The 16,637-nt window shown below is 68.8% G+C and carries 20 protein-coding genes; 19 read left to right on the top strand and 1 reads right to left on the bottom strand.

Going from position 1 to position 16,637, the window contains the following annotated elements; translation table 11 throughout:
- Positions 1 to 87: 87 nt before the first annotated feature.
- Complete coding sequence (locus NN5_RS21145; RefSeq protein WP_067737943.1) at positions 88 to 741, bottom strand: YqaA family protein; 654 nt, start codon at positions 739 to 741, stop codon at positions 88 to 90.
- Between the two features lie 326 nt (positions 742 to 1,067).
- On the opposite strand from NN5_RS21145, the gene NN5_RS21135 reads away from it, so the two are divergent.
- The 19 genes from NN5_RS21135 to NN5_RS21050 form a co-directional block, all read left to right on the top strand.
- On the top strand, positions 1,068 to 1,538 hold the full coding sequence (locus NN5_RS21135) for a hypothetical protein (protein ID WP_067737937.1): 471 nt from the start codon (positions 1,068 to 1,070) through the stop codon (positions 1,536 to 1,538).
- A gap of 182 nt (positions 1,539 to 1,720) precedes the next feature.
- Positions 1,721 to 3,016 carry a DNA-packaging protein gene (locus NN5_RS21130; RefSeq protein ID WP_067737946.1) on the top strand — a complete coding sequence of 432 codons (1,296 nt, stop codon included), beginning with the start codon at positions 1,721 to 1,723 and terminating at the stop codon, positions 3,014 to 3,016.
- A gap of 162 nt (positions 3,017 to 3,178) precedes the next feature.
- On the top strand, positions 3,179 to 4,336 hold the full coding sequence (locus NN5_RS21125; protein WP_067737934.1) for a phage portal protein: 1,158 nt from the start codon (positions 3,179 to 3,181) through the stop codon (positions 4,334 to 4,336).
- On the top strand, positions 4,333 to 4,641 hold the full coding sequence (locus NN5_RS21120; RefSeq protein WP_067737932.1) for a DUF6127 family protein: 309 nt from the start codon (positions 4,333 to 4,335) through the stop codon (positions 4,639 to 4,641). Before NN5_RS21125 ends, NN5_RS21120 begins: the two co-directional genes overlap by 4 nt.
- A gap of 95 nt (positions 4,642 to 4,736) precedes the next feature.
- Positions 4,737 to 5,147, top strand: coding sequence for an HK97 family phage prohead protease (locus NN5_RS21115; protein WP_245656647.1), 411 nt, complete (start codon positions 4,737 to 4,739; stop codon positions 5,145 to 5,147).
- A gap of 163 nt (positions 5,148 to 5,310) precedes the next feature.
- Positions 5,311 to 6,441, top strand: a complete 1,131-nt coding sequence (locus tag NN5_RS21110) for a phage major capsid protein (protein WP_157081248.1) — start codon at positions 5,311 to 5,313, stop codon at positions 6,439 to 6,441.
- 161 nt (positions 6,442 to 6,602) lie between these two features.
- The gene (locus tag NN5_RS21105; RefSeq protein ID WP_067737924.1) at positions 6,603 to 7,145 is read left to right on the top strand and encodes a head-tail connector protein; all 543 of its coding nucleotides are present in this window, start codon (positions 6,603 to 6,605) and stop codon (positions 7,143 to 7,145) included.
- Positions 7,142 to 7,318: a hypothetical protein gene (locus NN5_RS26035; protein ID WP_157081247.1), complete on the top strand. Its 177-nt coding sequence runs from the start codon at positions 7,142 to 7,144 to the stop codon at positions 7,316 to 7,318. The genes NN5_RS21105 and NN5_RS26035 overlap by 4 nt, the downstream gene beginning before the upstream one ends.
- A gap of 3 nt (positions 7,319 to 7,321) precedes the next feature.
- Positions 7,322 to 7,711: a DUF3168 domain-containing protein gene (locus tag NN5_RS21100; RefSeq protein ID WP_067737922.1), complete on the top strand. Its 390-nt coding sequence runs from the start codon at positions 7,322 to 7,324 to the stop codon at positions 7,709 to 7,711.
- A gap of 122 nt (positions 7,712 to 7,833) precedes the next feature.
- Positions 7,834 to 8,241: a phage major tail protein, TP901-1 family gene (locus NN5_RS21095; protein ID WP_067737920.1), complete on the top strand. Its 408-nt coding sequence runs from the start codon at positions 7,834 to 7,836 to the stop codon at positions 8,239 to 8,241.
- Entirely contained in the window at positions 8,238 to 8,549 is a 312-nt protein-coding gene (locus NN5_RS21090; RefSeq protein WP_067737917.1) for a gene transfer agent family protein, read from the top strand. Before NN5_RS21095 ends, NN5_RS21090 begins: the two co-directional genes overlap by 4 nt.
- Complete coding sequence (locus NN5_RS27255; protein ID WP_067737914.1) at positions 8,549 to 8,860, top strand: phage tail assembly chaperone; 312 nt, start codon at positions 8,549 to 8,551, stop codon at positions 8,858 to 8,860. The genes NN5_RS21090 and NN5_RS27255 overlap by 1 nt, the downstream gene beginning before the upstream one ends.
- The gene (locus tag NN5_RS21080; RefSeq protein WP_067737911.1) at positions 8,850 to 9,419 is read left to right on the top strand and encodes a tail tape measure protein; all 570 of its coding nucleotides are present in this window, start codon (positions 8,850 to 8,852) and stop codon (positions 9,417 to 9,419) included. Before NN5_RS27255 ends, NN5_RS21080 begins: the two co-directional genes overlap by 11 nt.
- Positions 9,420 to 9,591: 172 nt before the next feature.
- Positions 9,592 to 11,919, top strand: a complete 2,328-nt coding sequence (locus NN5_RS21075) for a DUF2460 domain-containing protein (protein WP_067737908.1) — start codon at positions 9,592 to 9,594, stop codon at positions 11,917 to 11,919.
- Positions 11,916 to 12,740: a phage/gene transfer agent baseplate hub protein gene (locus NN5_RS21070; protein ID WP_067737905.1), complete on the top strand. Its 825-nt coding sequence runs from the start codon at positions 11,916 to 11,918 to the stop codon at positions 12,738 to 12,740. Before NN5_RS21075 ends, NN5_RS21070 begins: the two co-directional genes overlap by 4 nt.
- Positions 12,737 to 13,159 (top strand): NlpC/P60 family protein, encoded by a 423-nt coding sequence (locus NN5_RS21065; protein ID WP_067737902.1) that lies wholly within the window; start codon positions 12,737 to 12,739, stop codon positions 13,157 to 13,159. Before NN5_RS21070 ends, NN5_RS21065 begins: the two co-directional genes overlap by 4 nt.
- 1 nt (position 13,160) lies before the next feature.
- Positions 13,161 to 15,353 (top strand): phage tail protein, encoded by a 2,193-nt coding sequence (locus tag NN5_RS21060; RefSeq protein ID WP_067737900.1) that lies wholly within the window; start codon positions 13,161 to 13,163, stop codon positions 15,351 to 15,353.
- A gap of 24 nt (positions 15,354 to 15,377) precedes the next feature.
- Positions 15,378 to 15,836 carry a DUF2793 domain-containing protein gene (locus NN5_RS21055; protein WP_067737897.1) on the top strand — a complete coding sequence of 153 codons (459 nt, stop codon included), beginning with the start codon at positions 15,378 to 15,380 and terminating at the stop codon, positions 15,834 to 15,836.
- A 191-nt stretch (positions 15,837 to 16,027) separates the two neighbouring features.
- On the top strand, positions 16,028 to 16,637 hold a 610-nt coding region (locus NN5_RS21050), incomplete at its 3' end, for an outer membrane protein (RefSeq protein WP_157081246.1).

The raw sequence follows: 16,637 nt of genomic DNA, 5'->3' as shown, positions 1-16,637 counted from the left end.
AGCATGACACAGGAGGGACTACAGTCAAGTATCTGCCCGCACCGGGAAAATGCGGAGTGAAAGGTTAGATTCCCGGCGCCCCGGCGATCAGTGGGGGCGGGATCCCTTCAGCGTCTCCATCGTTGCCGAAGCGCACTTTTCGCTGGTCTGCTTCGAGCCGCCGCCCATCAGGGCAAGGGCAAGGAACCCGGCAATGATGAGCGCCACGAAGCCCACTGTCACCAGTCCCAGATACTTGTCGATGAAGGCCTTGATCGGCGCGCCGAACAGGCGGAACAGCACGCCCACGATCATGAAGCTGATCGAGCGCGAAATCACCGAGGCGCCGATGAAGACCGCGAGGTTCATGCCGATGAACCCGGCGGTGATCGTCAGCAGCTTGAACGGGATCGGCGTCGCGCCTTTCACGACGATGATTTCCGCGCCGTATTCGCGCAAGTAGCAGGCCGCCTTGGGGAAGCTGTCGTACAAGTGCAGCGCGCGCAGCATCGCCTCGCCAAACGCCTCGTAAGCGAAATGCCCGATGGCATAGCCAAGCAACCCGCCTGTGACCGAAGCCAGCGTGGCGATCATGGAAAAGCGGATCGCCTTCTTCGGTTCAGCAAGGCACATCAGGCCCAGCAGCGGGTGCGGCGGCACCGGGAAGAAGCTCGCCTCCATGAACGCGAATGCGGCCAGCCACCAGGTGGCGTGGCGGTGCGCCGCCTTTTCCATCGTCCAGTCGTAGAGGCGGCGCAGCATCGATGTCTCCGGCAAGTCGCAGTGCCGGGTGCTTACCGGCCGCGCTGCGCTGCGGCAAGCGCGAAGGGGTTAAGGAATTTAACCCATTTGGTGATTTGCGTTGACATCGTAACGCTATTTAGGTACATATCAGGAACATCGCGAAAGACCGAGTCGAGGCGGTGCTGTCCTCCCCGGCACGGGGAGGTGGCAGCGTGAAACGCTGACGGAGGGGATTGGCGTCCTCCCCCAACCTCGCTTCGTGGCGAGAATCCCCTCCACCGCCTGCGGCGGTCCCCCTCCCCGTGCCGGGGAGGACAACCTTGTTCCCATTGATGGAGATCCCCATGGCCAAGCAGAGCCAGGCCCCCGCGCGCCTGTCGCAGCGCCAGTGGCGCAAGCCGTTCCTTGCCGAACTGGCGGCCACGTCCAACGTCTCGGCCGCGGCCCGCAAGGCCGGGACCAGCACATCCACCGCCTATGCCCTGCGCCGCGCCGATCCCGAATTCTACCGCGAATGGCAGGAAGCGCTGTGCGAGGGCTACGACCATCTGGAAATGAGCCTGCTCCAGCGCCTGCGCGAAGGCGAGATCAAGCCCGCGCCCGGCGCCAAACGCGGCACCCGCGTGTTCGACAATGCCACCGCCCTGCGCCTGCTCGCCGCCCATCGCGAAACGGCGGCCCGCCAGCGCGCGATCTACGAGAACCGCAATTCCGAAGCGATCCTGGCGGCGATCGACGCCCAGATCGACAAGATGCGCGAACGCAGCCTCAAGGCCCTCTCCGCGCCCAGCCCCACGCCGGAGCAGGACGGATAATGCCGGATACCACAACATCCTCCCCTCCCCTTCAGGGGAGGGGATCGAGGGGTGGGGGCTCTCCGCCAGGCACAGTGCCAACCGAGGGGCCCCACCCCAACCCCTCCCCTGAAGGGGAGGGGCTTTCCGAGCTCAGCCGGCGCCTTGCCGAACTGAACCTCTCCGAACGCCTGACCTATCTGATGGGCCTGCCACGCGCGGAGCTGCTCGCCGGTCTCGGCAAGCTGACGGCGGAACAGCAGCACGAAGTGCGAACCCACTGGAAGCTCTGGGCCCGCCCCGAACAGCTTGCGCCCGAAGGGGACTGGCGCACATGGCTGGTCATGGCCGGGCGCGGTTTCGGCAAGACGCGCGCAGGCGCGGAATGGGTCCGCGCGGTGGCCGATGCCGATCCGGACGCGCGCGTCGCACTGGTCGGCGCCTCGCTGGGCGAAGTGCGCGCAGTGATGGTGGAAGGGGAAAGCGGATTGCTCGCCGTCTGCCCGCTGCGGCACCGGCCTCTTTACGAGCCCAGCCTGCGCCGGGTGGTCTGGCCCAATGGCGCGCAGGCGCTGCTCTATTCGGCGGGCGAGCCCGAATCGCTGCGCGGGCCCCAGCACAGCCACGCCTGGTGCGACGAGATCGCCAAGTGGGACAATGCCTCCGCCCGCGCCACGCGTGCGTGGGACAATCTGCTGTTCGGCCTGAGGCTGGGTGAGCGCCCGCGCCTCATGGCCACCACCACGCCGCGCGCGGTGCCGCTGCTGCGGCGCCTGCTGGAGAAGGCCGGAGACGATCTGGCCCTGACCCGCGGCCGGACCGAGGACAATGCCGCGAACCTGCCCGAACGCTTCCTGCGCGATATCCGCCGCCAGTTCGGCCAGTCGCTGCTGGGCCGTCAGGAACTCGACGGCGAATTGCTGGAGGACGTGGAAGGCGCGCTGTGGACGCGCGCGCTGATCGAGCAATGCCGCGAGACCGAAGCGCCCGAACTCGTGCGCGTGGTCGTCGCCGTCGATCCGCCCGCGTCGAGCCATGGCGATGCCTGCGGGATCGTGGTCGCCGGGCGGGCCGAGGACGGCAGCGCCCATATCCTCGCCGATGCCTCGGTGGAGCGGGCCAGCCCCGAACGCTGGGCCCGCGCTACCGCCCGCGCCGCCGGGCTGTGGCACGCGGACAAAGTGGTGGCGGAGGCCAATCAGGGCGGAGCCATGGTGGCAAGCGTGCTGCGCGCCGCCGAGCTGGCCCTGCCGCTCAAGCTGGTCCACGCCAGCCGGGGCAAGGCGGTCCGCGCCGAACCCGTCGCCGCGCTCTACGAAACCGGGCGCGTGCGCCACGCCGGGACTTTTCCCGCGCTGGAGGACGAGCTGTGCGGGCTAGTGGCGGGCGGGGCCTATCAGGGGCCGGGGCGCTCGCCGGACCGGGCCGATGCCCTGGTCTGGGCCTTGAGCGAGCTGATGCTGGGCCGGAGCGCCGAGCCGAAGATTCGCATGACGTAAGCCCCCTGTCCTCCCCGGTTCGGGGAGGTGGCACGCACGAAGTGCGTGACGGAGGGCACTCGCGTCCTCACGCGACCTCGCGCCGGGGCGAAAATCCCCTCCACCGCCATCCCGGCGGTCCCCCTCCCCGTGCCGGGGAGGACTGAACACGAAAGGAACCCCATGTCCTTCATCCAATCGCTCCTCGCCGCCTTCAAGGGCGCGAGTGCCCGTGTGCCGCTGGCGCGCGGACCGGCTTCGCCCTGGTTCTTCGCCGATACCAGCAACGGGCGGACGCCGTTCGATTACAACACCGCCGTGCGCCGCGCCTATCTGGAGAACCCGGTGGCCCAGCGCGCGGTGCGGCTGGTGGCCGAAGGGATCGGTGGCGCGCCCTTGAAGCCAGTGGACGCGGCGCTCACCGCGCTCGTCACCCAAACCAGCGCCGGGCAATCGCTGCTGGAAACGCTCGCCGCGCATCTGCTGCTGCACGGCAATGCCTATGTGCAGGTGCTGAAGGACGCGCGCGGTCGCCCCGCCGAATTGTTCGCGCTCCGGCCCGAGCGGGTCTCGGTGATCGCGGGCGAGGACGGCTGGCCCGCCGCCTATGCCTATGACGTGGCCGGGCGGCGCCTCTCGATCCCGCTGCTGGACGAGGACGCCTCGCCCAATCTCATCCACATCCGCCATTTCCACCCGGCGGACGATCACTATGGCGCCGGGTGCCTCGCCGCTGCCGATCAGGCCGTCGCCACCCACAACGCCGCCGCCAACTGGAACCGCCAGCTCCTCGAAAACGCGGCGCGGCCCTCCGGCGCGCTGGTTTACGAGACCGGGGACGGCAACGGCCTCACCAGCGACCAGTTCGACCGGCTGCGCGAGGAACTGACGAGCGCCTTTGCAGGCTCGGGCAACGCGGGACGGCCGATGCTGCTGGAAGGCGGGCTGAAATGGCAGGCCATGGCGCTGACCCCGGCAGACATGGACTTCGCCACGCTCAAAGCCGCGGCCGCGCGCGACATCGCGCTCGCCTTCGGGGTGCCGCCGATGCTGCTCGGCCTGCCGGGCGATTCGACTTACGCCAATTACCGCGAGGCCAACCGCGCGCTCTGGCGGCTCACGCTGCTGCCGCTGGCCGCGAAGATCTTCGCCGCGCTGGGCGAGGGACTGGCCCCGTGGTTTCCCGATGCCGCGCTTGCCATCGACCTCGACCGCGTACCCGCGCTCGCCGAGGACCGCGAGCGGCTCTGGGCGCAAGTGAGCGCGGCGGACTTCCTCGATCCGCAGGAAAAGCGCGCCCTGCTGGGCCTTCCCGCGAAAAATGAAGGGAACATTTCATGAACACGGATGACATGCTCGCCGGGCTTCTGGCCCAGGCGATGGGCGAGAGCGGCGATCTCGTCACGCTGCGCGCGATCGTCGAGGAAGCGAGCGAACTGGGCGCGGCGCGCACGCTCGAACGCATCGGCCTCGACGACGAAACCGCGCATCAGGACCTCTCCGAACTGCGCGAGCTGCTGCAGGCCTGGCGCGATGCCAAGGCGAGCGCGCAGGCCGCCGCGATCGGCTGGATCGTGCGCGCGCTGCTGGCGCTGCTGCTGCTGGGCCTGGCGGTGCGGCTGGGCGCGACGGGGTTGCTGCGGTGAGCCCGGAATGGCCCTTCGATCCTTCGGCACGCTCAGGACGCAGGACGAGCGGAATTGAAGGTTCAAACGTCCCTCTCTCCCCGCTCATGCTGAGCTTGTCGAAGCATGAACATACACTGCGCTTCGCCGGTTACGCCGCGCTGTTCGGCAAGCGCGATGCCGGGCGCGACGTGATCCGGCCTGGAGCCTTTGCCCTCACCCTGGCCGAGCGCCGCGATCCGCTCCCGCTGTTCTGGCAGCACCGCGCCGACCTGCGCGTAGGCTGGGTGGAAACCGTGGCGGAGGACGCGCGCGGCCTTCGGGTGATCGCTTCGATCGACAATCCCGAGGGCGCTGCGGGCCTCGCCCTGGCGCGCGGTTCCGTGAGCGGCCTCTCCTTCGGCTACCGCGCGCGGGACAGTCTGCGCACGGCAGAGGGGCGCGAGCTGATCGCGGTGGATCTGTTCGAGGTCAGCCTCGTCACGCACCCGATGCAGCACGGCGCGCGGGTGCATCTGATCACCTGACGACTCTAGCCCCCTCCTCTTCAGAGGAGGGGGTTGGGGGTGGTGCTGAACCACACGCCCAAAGTCGCTTCGCGAGCGATGCGTGCCGCATCGCCACCACCCCTGCCCCTCCTCTTCAGAGGAAGGGGAATTCCTCTCTTCCCCACACGAAAGGTCTATGCCCATGGATACCCCTACCCAGCCGCTCGACGCCTCGTTCGATCTCGTCGCCCGGCAGGACGCCACCGAACAGGCGGTCGAGACGCTGCGCGGCGATGTCGATGACGTGAAGTCCCGCCTCGACCGCGTCAGCCGCGCCGCCGCCCGCCCCGCGCTCGATGGCAGTGCCGCGCCCAGCCTCGAAGTGAAAGGCTTCGTCGAGGGCTATCTGCGCCGCGGCCGCGAGACCGAGCTGAAATCGCTGAATGGCGCTGTGCCTGCCGAAGGCGGCTATGCCGTGCCGCAGGAAATCGACGCGCTGATCGCCGCGCGGCTCAAGGCCATCAGTCCGATCCGCTCGATCGCGCAGGTGGTGCAGACCGGCAGCGCCGGATACCGCAAGCTCATCACCACCGGCGGCACTGCCTCGGGCTGGGTGAGCGAGACCGCCGCGCGCCCCGAAACCGCCACGCCCGAATTCAGCGAGATCGCCCCGCCCTCGGGCGAACTCTACGCCAACCCGGCGGCCAGCCAGGCGATGCTCGACGATGCCATGTTCGATGTGCAGTCCTGGCTGGCGGACGAGATCGCGATGGAATTCGCGCGGGCCGAAGGCGCGGCTTTCGTCAGCGGCAGCGGCGTGAACCAGCCCAAGGGTTTCCTGGCCGCGCCCACCAGCGCCGCCGATGACGCCGCCCGCACTTTCGGCACGCTGCAGTATCTCGCCTCCGGCGATGCCGGCGGGCTGGGCAGCGTGGTGGAGCTGGTGCTGATCGACCTTGTCCATACGCTCAAGGCCGGGCACCGGCAGGGTGCGAGCTGGGTGATGAACTCGGCCACGCTCGCCGAAGTGCGCAAGCTCAAGACCACCGACGGCGCGTTCCTCTGGCAGCCGGGGCTAGTGGACGGCCAGCCGGACCGCCTCCTCGGCTATCCGGTGGTCGAGGCCGAGGACATGCCGGACATCGCCGCCAATGCCTGCCCGATCGCCTTCGGCAACTTCCGCGCCGGCTACCTGATCGCCGAACGCAGCGCGACCGCGATCCTGCGCGATCCCTTCACCAACAAGCCTTTCGTCCACTTCTACGCCACCAAGCGGATCGGCGGGCAAGTGCTCGATTCGGAGGCGATCAAGCTGCTGAAGATCGCAGCGTAAGCGGCCAGATCCTCCCTGTCCCCGCAGGGGATGGGGAGGTGGCAGCCCGTCAGGGCTGACGGAGGGGTTTCTTCCCCCTCCACCACCGCCTGCGGCGGCGGTCCCCCTCCCCATCGCTTCGCGACAGGGAGGATTTCCTCCCCTCCACACCGGAGACGCCCATGAACCGGGTCATCCTTACCCCGCCGGTCTTGCCCGGCACGGCGCTGACCGAGCTCAAGCAATGGCTCGGCGTGACCACCACGGCGGACGATGCGCCGCTGCTCTCGCTGCTCACCGCCGCGCTCGATGTGTGCGAAGGCTTTACCGGGCAAATGCCGCTGGAGGCCGAGTGCGAGGAAGTGCTTCCCGCAACGGCAGGCTGGCACGCTCTCGCCACGCGCCCGGTGCAGGCGATCCTCAGCGCCGAGGCCCTGGCGCCTGACGGCACCCGCACGCCGCTCGACGCCGTGGCCTATGCCATCGATCTTCAGGCCGGTGGCACCGGGTGCATCCGCCTGCCCGGCGGGGATGCCCGCGTGGCGGTGCGCTTTACCGCCGGGCTGGCGGCGGACTGGGACGCGCTGCCCGAAGCCCTGCGTCACGGGCTGGTCCGCCTTGCCGCGCATCAGCACCGCGAGCGCGAAAACGAAGGCGCCGCCCCGCTGCCCCCGGCCTCGGTCGCGGCGCTGTGGCGGCCCTGGCGGCGGGTGCATCTGACATGAGCGGCAGGCTGATCGAGGCCGCCACGGACTTCGGCGCACTGGCCGCGCGGCTGACGCAGCGTGCCCGCACGCTCGCGGCCGCGCATCTGCAAGCGCGCGTTCTCGCCGCGCAGGGCAACGAGACCCGCTGGCGCCGCGCAGGCCTGCTCTGGCCGCTCTTCACGAAAGGATAGCCCATGGAAATCGCCCTGCGTGCCGCCCTGCTCGGCTGGCTGGCGGCCGACCCCGCGCTCTCCGCCCAGCTCAACGCGATCGCCGAGGAAGCGCCCGCGCGCACCAGCCTGCCCTGGCTCGCCATTTCCGCCAGCGCCAGCACCGACTGGAGCTGCAAGACCGCCCCGGGCCGCGAAGTGCGCGTGGCGCTCGAACTGCAGTGCCGGGGCGATACCCCCGATGCCGCTGCCGCGCTGGTTTCCGCCATCGAGGCCCGGATCGAGAGCCTGCCGCGCGCGCAGGCGGGCTTTGCCGTGGCCACCGTGCAGTTCCTGCGCGCCCGCGTGGAACAGCGCAGCGAAAGCCGCCGCGCGATCCTGCTCGAATACCGCTTCCGCCTGATGACGGTGTGAAGCGGCGAACCATCCTTCGACAGGCTCAGGATGAGCGGGGTTGATGTTCCCGCGTCCTGTTCCCGCTCGGGCTGAGCTTGTCGAATCCCCCTCGTAAAAGCCCATTTCCAAGGAGCCCCGTCATGACCGCCCAGAAAGGCAGTGCCTTCCTCCTCAAGATTTCCGATGGCGGTTCGCCCGCCGCCTACCAGACCGTCGCGGGCCTGCGCACCACGCAGATGTCGGTGACGGGCGAGACGGTCGTCGTCACCAGCAAGGACAGCGGCGGCTGGCGCGAACTGCTTTCGGGCGCGGGCGTGCGCGCGGTTTCGGTGAGCGCGGCGGGGATCTTCCTCGGCAGCGCCGCCGAAGCGCGGGTCCGCGCCAATGCCCTGGCCGGGACGATCGACGCCTATGAACTCAGCTTCGAGGACGGCGAGAAGCTGCACGGCCAGTTCCTTGTCCAACGGCTCGACTATGCCGGCGATTTCAACGGGGAGCGCAATTACACGCTCCAGCTCGAAAGCTCCGGCGCGGTGGTGGCGGCATGACCCGCCCGAACCCGCTGCGCGGCGAAGCCACGCTGATGATCGAAGGCGCGGCGCATATCCTGCGTCCCAGCTTCTCGGCACTGGTGGCCGCGGAAGAAGAGCTGGGCCCGCTCTTCGCGCTGGTTGAGCGGGCAGGCGCGGGGGAACTGCGCCTTGGCGAAATGGCCGCGCTGTTCTGGCACTGCCTTGCGGCGCCCGAGCGGGTTTCGCGCGAGACGGTAGGCGCGGCGGTCTTGGCCCAAGGCCTCGCCGCCTGCGCCGCGCCGCTGCGCGTGCTGCTCTCGCAGATCCTGAAAGGCGCGGGGTGATGCGGAGCGCCGCATCCCCCCTCCCCTTCAGGGGAGGGGTAGGGGGTGGGGGCCCTCGGCCAAGCGCAGTCCATAGGGAGAGCCCCCACCCCAACCCCTCCCCTGAAGGGGAGGGGCTTCGATTTGCCCCGGCCGCCCTCGCCCTCTGCGCGCTCGCGGCCCGCACGTTGCACTGGCACCCGCACGAGTTCTGGGCGGCGACGCCTGCCGAACTGGCCGCCGCGCTGGGCCTGCTGGCGCCCGGCAGCGCGCAGCCCGGGCTCGACCGCGCAACCCTGCAGAGGCTGATGGAGCACGATCATGACCGATGAAATCGACAGCCTGCTGGTGGACGTCCGCGCCAGCACCGATGGCTTCGCGCGCGACATCGCCACCATGCGCAGCGCGGTGGACGGCGATCTCATCTCCGGCTTCACCAGGGCCGGCAGCGCGCTGGAAAAGGGCCTTGCCAGCGCGATCCGCAACGGCAGTCTGGGCTTCGACGATCTGAAACGCGTGGCCCTCTCCGCGCTGGATGAGATCGCCGCGCAGGCCGCACAGACGCTGGTTTCCGCGATCGGCGGCAGCAGTACATCGGGCAGCGGCGTGTTCGACTTCACCGGGCTGCTTTCCAGCGTGCTTGGCCTGCCCGGCCGCGCGACCGGCGGCAATGTTTCACCCGGCCGCGGCTATGTGGTGGGCGAGCGCGGGCCGGAGCTGTTCGTGCCTACGACAGCCGGGCGCGTCGAGACCGGCACCGCGCAGAGCAGCCGCGATGTGCGGGTGGCTATCAATGTCACCGCTCCGCGCACCAGCACTGCGCCGCAGTCGCTCCAGCGCTCCTCGCGGCAAGTGGCGAGCGCGGTGCGGCGGGCGCTGACCTCAAACTGAGAGGCGCACCGTCTCAGGAAAAATATCCGTCGCCCCCGCGAAGGTGGGGGCCCGCTGCTTTTGCTGTTCCCGATACGTGCCGCAAGAAGCGGGATCCCCGCCTTCGCGGGGATGACGGGAATTGTGTTGACGGCGGCTTCCTACCCTACCCCCCGTACCGAAAGGCACCCCCATGGCATTCTGGCTCGCAAGCAAGCGCCAGGGTCAGGCCAGCGACTGGATCACGCGTTTCGATCCGCGCTTCTGGACTGTCAATTTCCCGCGCCCGATGGTGGCCGCGATCGTCTCGACCGGCCCGGCCGCGCTGCGCGTGGACGCCGCGTTTTTGCGCAAGGGCGATCTGGGCGGGCTGATCTGGGCCAGCGAGGACACGCTCGATCACCCGCTGCTCGCCTACAAGACGGACCGCGATTACGCGCATACCTCGCTGCGCTTCCGCTGGCGCTCCGGCGGCGTGGAGCCGCTTAACGCCGTCTATGGCCCGACGCTGACAATCGAAGGCCGCGACGCAAGCGGCGCCGCGCGCACCTGGTACGTGCGGCTGTGGAACTATGCGCAAGGGACCGGCGAGGACGCCGCGATCACGCTGAATTTCTCCGACCTTCAGTCCGGCTTCTCGCTGCCGGGCGAAGCGGTGTGGCCCGGCGATATCGACCGCATGTTCATCTCCTTCGTCCCGCCCGGCTATGACGGCAGCGCCGATCCCCTGCCCGCCGAAGCGGAAGGCTGGATCGAGATGAGCGACATCGCCACCGACGGCGCCCGCGCCATGCTGGAAATCGGTGACGTCATGGTGCCGCCGCACGGCCTCGCGCTCGCCACCGGCTTCGACGATCAGGGCGTCCAGACCCCGGCCCGCCTGCTGAGGGCCACGCGCCAGCTCGGCTATCGCGGCTCGGTGATTCTCTATGCGGGCATGAGCCATTATTTCCGGCTGGTGCACGATGCAGGCGCCTATCTCGCCGGGCAGAGCGCCGATCCGCTCAACACGCCCGCGCGCGCCTGGCACCGCGCCTTCTTTGCCGAAGCCATGGCCATGGGGTTCAGCCCGGTCGCCTCGCTGTCCTACGAATTGCTCGAACAGCATTGCCCGGACGCGTGGAAACAGCGCGACCATCTGGGCAATCCCGCACAGACCGGGTGGGACCCGCCTTCGACCCTGCTCTCCCCCGCGAACACGCAGGCGATGGGCTGGCTGCAATCGGTGGCCGCCGCGTTCGCCGGCCTGATGCGGGACGCGGGCGCGCCGGTGCGCTTTCAGGTGGGCGAGCCGTGGTGGTGGACGTTCCCCGACGGGCGCATCTGCCTTTACGACGATGCCGCCACAGCGGCTTTCGGCGGATCGCCGCCCGCGATTGCCGATATGCGCGCCAGTCTGAGCGCGGCGCAGACCGGCCTGCTCGATGCGGCAGGCGCGCTGCTGGCGCAATCGACCGCCGCGCTGGTGAGCGCGGTGCGCACGGCCGCCGCGCCGGAGCCGGTGGAAGCGCTGGCGCTGGTCTTCACACCCACGCTGCTCGCCGCCGACATGCCCGAGCTGAAGCGCGCCAACCTGCCGCTGGGCTGGGCCGCGCCGGCTTTCGACCGGCTGCAGGTGGAGGACTACGACTGGCTCACCGCCGGGGCGGACGGGCTGCGGCGCAAGGCCTATACCGAAGTGAACGCACGGCTGGGCTACCCGCCCGAAGAGCAGGACTACCTCGCCGGCTTCGTGCTCGATCCCGCGGGCAGCGATGCCTGGCGGCTGATCGATGCCGGGATCGACGAAGCGCTTTCCCGCACCCCGCACGAAGTCGCGGTCTGGGCGCTGCCGCAGATCGCGCGCGACGGATACGTGCGCCTGCCTGCCCCCTCAGGAGACGATACCATGCAAGCCTTCGACGATATGCCCTATCCGCTGGCGCTGGGGCGCGATGCTACGGTAACGCCTGAGTTCTCGACCAGCGTGGCCGTCACCGCCTCGGGCTTCGAGCGGCGCAGCAGCTTGTGGTCGAATGCACGGCTGCGTTTCGATGTCGGGCCGGGGGTGCGCTCGGAAGCCGAACTGGGCGTGCTGATCGCCTTCTACCGCGCCCGGCGCGGCCCGGCGCGCGGGTTCCGCCTGCGCGATCCCAGCGATTTCAGCTCGAACGGGATGACCGGCGCGCCCACCCCGCTCGATCAGGAGCTGGGCACCGGCGATGGCCTCCAGACCGGTTTCGCACTGGTGAAACGCTATGGCGAGGGGGCAGACGCGCAAGTGCGCCGGATCACCCGGCCCGCGTTCGACACCCTGCTCGTTTCCATCGATGGCGCGGTGCAGGCCGGAAACTGGACCATGGACGATACGGGCACGATCACGTTCGACGATCCGCCCGCCGATGGCGCGGTGGTGCGCGCGGGCTTTCTGTTCGACGTGCCGGTGCGCTTTGCCGAGGACCAGCTCGAAATCTCGGGCGCCGCCTTTGCCGCCGGGGAAGCACCCAGCGTGCCCGTGGTCGAAATCCGGGAAGCGTCATGAGCCGGGTGTGGTTTGCCGAGCCTCTCGAAACCGTGGCCACTTTCTGGCGCATCCTGCGCCGCGACGGAGTGACACTGGGCTTCACCAGCCATGACCGCGATCTATGGTTTGACGGCGTGCTGCACCGCGCCTCGCCCGGCATGGTGCCTTCCTCGATCCGCCGCTCCGCCGATTTCGAAGCCGACAGCGCCGAAGCGCAAGGCGCGATCACGCACGACGCGATCACCAGCGCCGATCTTGCCGCCGGACGCTTCGACCGCGCGCAAGTGCGCATCGGCATGGTGGACTGGGAGAGCGGCGAACACGAAGTGCTCTATGCCGGCACGATCGGCACGGTGTCCGAAGAGGACGGGCAGTTCTCCGCCGATCTCACCTCGCGCAAGGCCGAATTGCAGCGCGATTTCGTACCGCGCACCAGCCCGGCCTGCCGCGCCGCGTTCTGCGGGCCGGGTTGCAATCTCAATCCGGCAGCGCACAGCCGCGAAGTCACGCTGACCACGCTCGACGCGCTCACCAATGCCGTGACACTGGCCGAAGCGCCCGATCCCGCCCTCTATGCAGGCGGCACGCTGCGCTGGCTTGATGGCCCGCAGGCCGGGATGAGCGCCGGCGTCGTGGCAGGCGATGGCGGCGGGGGCCTCGTGCTCAACAGGCCCATCGACGAGGACACCCCGCCCGGCGCCCGCGCCCTGCTGCGCGAAGGCTGCGACCACACGCTCGACACCTGCGCGACGCGGTTCGGCAATGCCGCCAATTTCCGGGGCGAGCCGTTCCTGCCCGGCAACGACCTGCTCACCCGCTATCCCGGCCCCGCCCAGTGACGGGCCCAGTAACCGGTGCCAAACTGGCACAGGCGGCACGCGGGCTGACCGGAGTGCCGTTCCGCCTGCACGGGCGCGACCCGCAACGGGGCCTCGATTGCATCGGCGTGCTGGAAGCGGCGTGCCGGGCCTGCGGAATCAACGTGCGCCTCCACGTGCGCTACACCCTGCACGCACGCAGCCTGCCGCCGCTGGCCGGTATCGCCCGCCTTCTCGGTCTCACCGAAACCCAAGGGAGAGCCGAGCCCGGAGACGTGCTTCTGGTCCGGCCGGGGCCCTGCCAGCATCACCTCGTCATCGCGGCGGGGGCAGACCGCTTCGTCCATGCCCATGCCGGGCTGCGCCGCGTGGTCGAAGGCCCGCTCCCGGCGACTTGGCCCACGGCCCGCCACTGGCGCCTTCCCTCTTCAAGGATCTGACATGGCAACGATCGTCTTCGGCACTCTCGGCACGATCCTCGGCGGCCCGATCGGCGGCGCCATCGGCACGCTGATCGGGCGGCAGGTCGATACCATGCTGCTCGGATCGTCCAGCAGCGGGCCGCGCCTGACCGAACTCGCCGTGAGCGCCTCCAGCTATGGCGAAGTGCTGCCCCGCCACTTCGGGCGGATGCGGGTGGCGGGCACGATCATCTGGGCGACCGATCTGGTCGAGCACAGCGAAACCCAGGGCACCGGCAAGGGCTCTCCCTCCGTCACGACATATAGCTACACCGCCAATTTCGCCGTGGCGCTAGCCAGCCGCCCGATCCTGGGCATCGGCCGCATCTGGGCCGACGGCAAGCTGCTGCGCGGCGAAGCAGGCGATCTCAAAGTGGGCGGCACGCTGCGCATCTACACCGGCGAAGGCGACCAGATGCCCGATCCGCTGATCCTGTCCGCGGAAGGCGAGGCGCGCTGCCCGGCCTATCGCGGCCTCGCCTATGTGGTGTTCGAGGATCTCGACCTTTCGGACTATTACAACCACATTCCCGCGCTGACATTCGAAGTGATCGCCGACGAGAGTTTCGATCTTGAGGACGTGATCGGCGATCTGGTGGGCGACGTCGACGCCGCCGTATCGCTGGAATCCATCACCGGTTTCACCGGCAGCGGCCCGCTGGCCGATAGTCTGCAGGCCCTCGGCCAGGTGCTCCCGCTCGAAGCCGATGCGGGCAGCGAACGCCTGGTGATCGCGCGCGAACGGCTGCAAGACAGTGCCATCGCCCTGCCCGAGGCGGCTGTTTCGACAAGCGACGATGCCTTCGGCGGCACCTCCGGGTTCACCCGTCACCGCGAAGCGCCGCCCGAACGGCCGCCTTCGGTCCTGCGCTATTATGATGTGGACCGCGACTATCAGGCCAGCGTCCAGCGTGCGTCGGGGCAGCCCGGTCCGGGGGAGCCGGACACGATAGACCTGCCCGCCGCGCTTGATGCAGCTACGGCCCGGACGCTGATCGAACAGAGCGCGCGCCGGATCGACTGGACCCGCGACCGGATCGCATGGCGGACATGCGAACTCGATCCGGCCGTCGCGCCGGGCACGATCGTCACGCTGCCGGGAATCGCCGGGCGCTGGCGGACCCGCGACTGGGAATGGCGCGAGAGCGGCGTCGAACTCACGCTGGAGCGAGTCGCTCCGGCCGGCGCGGCTGTCTCCCCGTCGCTGTCCGCCGATGCCGGGCGCGCCAATCCCGCCCCGGATGAACCGCTCGGCACCACGACGCTGGTTGCCTACGAACTGCCGCTCAACGGCACCGGCGCCAATCCCGACACCCCGCGCCCTTTCGCCGCGGTTTCGAGCCCGAGCGCCAACTGGCCCGGCGCCGCCCTCTATGCGGACCATGGCGACGGCGAACTGCATCCGCTCGGGCCGAGCGGCCGCACCCGCAGCGCGACCGGCACTGTCACGGCCGGACTGCCCGCCGCCAGCCCGCTGCTGCTGGACCGCGAATCGCGCCTCGACGTCGTCCTCACCGATCCGGCCATGCCGCTCGTTTCCGCCAGCATGAAGCAGCTTGCCGAAGGCGCGAATCTCGCACTGGCGGGCAAAGAGATCCTGCAGTTCGCCAGGGCCACATCGCTCGGCGACGGCGCCTGGCGCCTGGAAGGCCTGCTGCGCGGACGCGGCGGCACCGAATCCGCCATCAGCGGGCACGCGGCCGGGGAACCCTTCGTCCTGCTGGATTCCCGCCCGGTGCCGCTCGATGCCGCCGTGCTCGGCAGCGACAGCGGCCGGCAAGTCATCGCCGTGGGCCGGAACGATCCCGATCCCGTGAGCGCACCCGTCCTGCTGAGCGGCATCACGCTGCGCCCGCTTGCCCCGGTGCATCCGCGCCGTACCGTTCTTGCGGACGGCACCTGGCGCCTGAGCTGGACTCGCCGCGCCCGCGGCGGCTGGCAGTGGCAGGACGGGATCGACATGCCTCTGGTCGAGCAGGCCGAAAGCTATCTCGTCACGCTGGGGCCTCTCGATATCCCGGTGGCCCTATGGTCGCTCGGCGCGCCGCAGCTTGCCATTTCCAGTGCGCAGCTTGCTGGCCTGTCCGTCCTTGCGCCCGGCGGGGAACTGCGGGTCCGCCAGCAGGGCACCCATGGCCTGTCCGACCCGCTGCCGCTTTGCACCCTTCCCTGAAAAACCGCCGAACAGGAGTTTCCCATGAGCGATCCCGTGGTGTTCGAGAGCACAAGCCCCCGATTCGCGCTGCCCCTGCTCTATTCCGGGCAAGCCCAGAAGGAGACGTTCGTAAACGAGGCTTTCGCAATCGCAGATGCGTTGCTTCATTGCAGCATTGAAAGCGAAACCGCCACGCCGCCCGAATCGCCAGCAGACGGACAGAACTGGCTGGTGGCCGCCGGTGCAACGGGGGAATGGCAAGGGTTCGATCAGGCTCTGGCCTGCCGCCAGGCCGGAAACTGGCTGTTCGTCACTCCGCGCGACGGTATGCGGGTGTTCGACATTTCCTCCGGCCAGGAGCGCATCTATTTCGGCGCGTGGAAAAAAGCTTCGCCCCTTGCGGAACCTATCGGAGGCACGACCGTTGATGTGGAAGCCCGGGCAGCGCTCAGCGAACTGATCGTTGCTCTGCGGGCTGTGGGCATCTTTCCGCCGGTTTAACCGATTGCAACATACAGGGGGTCGTCCGTGTCGCCGATTTCATGTCAAGACGGCAAAACGGATATCCAAGCCCCCGAAAAAGCGACATTATTGCAACAGTTGCTGTCATTGTGCGCTTGCACCCGGTTTACGGAGCGGTTAGACACTTCGCGCACTCGGTGGCTCCACATCTCTACTAGTAGGGGAAACGTATGAGGAAACTCGTCACAGGGCTGGCGCTGGCATCTACTGCTATCGCTACTCCCGCTTTCGCACGAGACAATACTTGGTACCTTGAACTCGACTTTGGCGGCATGATCGTCGAAGACGCGAATCTCGACATTGCCGGCGTCAAGAACGCCGATACTGCCGAATTCGATGCGGGTTTCGATGGTGGCGCGGTTGTCGGCTATGACTTCGGCGGTTTCCGTCTGGAAACCGAAGCCAGCTATCGCGAAGCAAACGTCAAGTATGTGTCCGGCAAGGCCAACAACCTGTCGTTCATGGTCAACGGCCTGCTCGACTTCGGTCCCGATGACGGCCTTCAGGGCTTCGTCGGCGGCGGTGTTGGCGTTGCTCGCGTCGATGTCGACGCGGTCAACGATTCCGACACTGGCTTCGCTTGGCAGGCAATTGCCGGCATTCGCGCGCCGCTCAGCGACCACTGGGACGTGGGCCTGAAGTACCGCTTCATGAACGTCGACAATGTCGATCTGGTTGACACCACCGGCGCGTCGGTCAGCACCCGCTGGCGTTCGCACTCGCTGATGGGCACCCTGGCGTACAACTTCGGCGAACCGGCTGCTCCGCCGCCGCCGCCCC

Origin of the sequence: Novosphingobium naphthalenivorans NBRC 102051 (genome assembly GCF_001590985.1) — a bacterium.
In the GTDB taxonomy this organism is placed as follows: Bacteria; Pseudomonadota; Alphaproteobacteria; order Sphingomonadales; family Sphingomonadaceae; genus Novosphingobium; species Novosphingobium naphthalenivorans.
The sequence above is the reverse complement of the archived record's forward strand: the minus strand, read 5'-3'. Positions and strand labels throughout refer to the sequence as shown.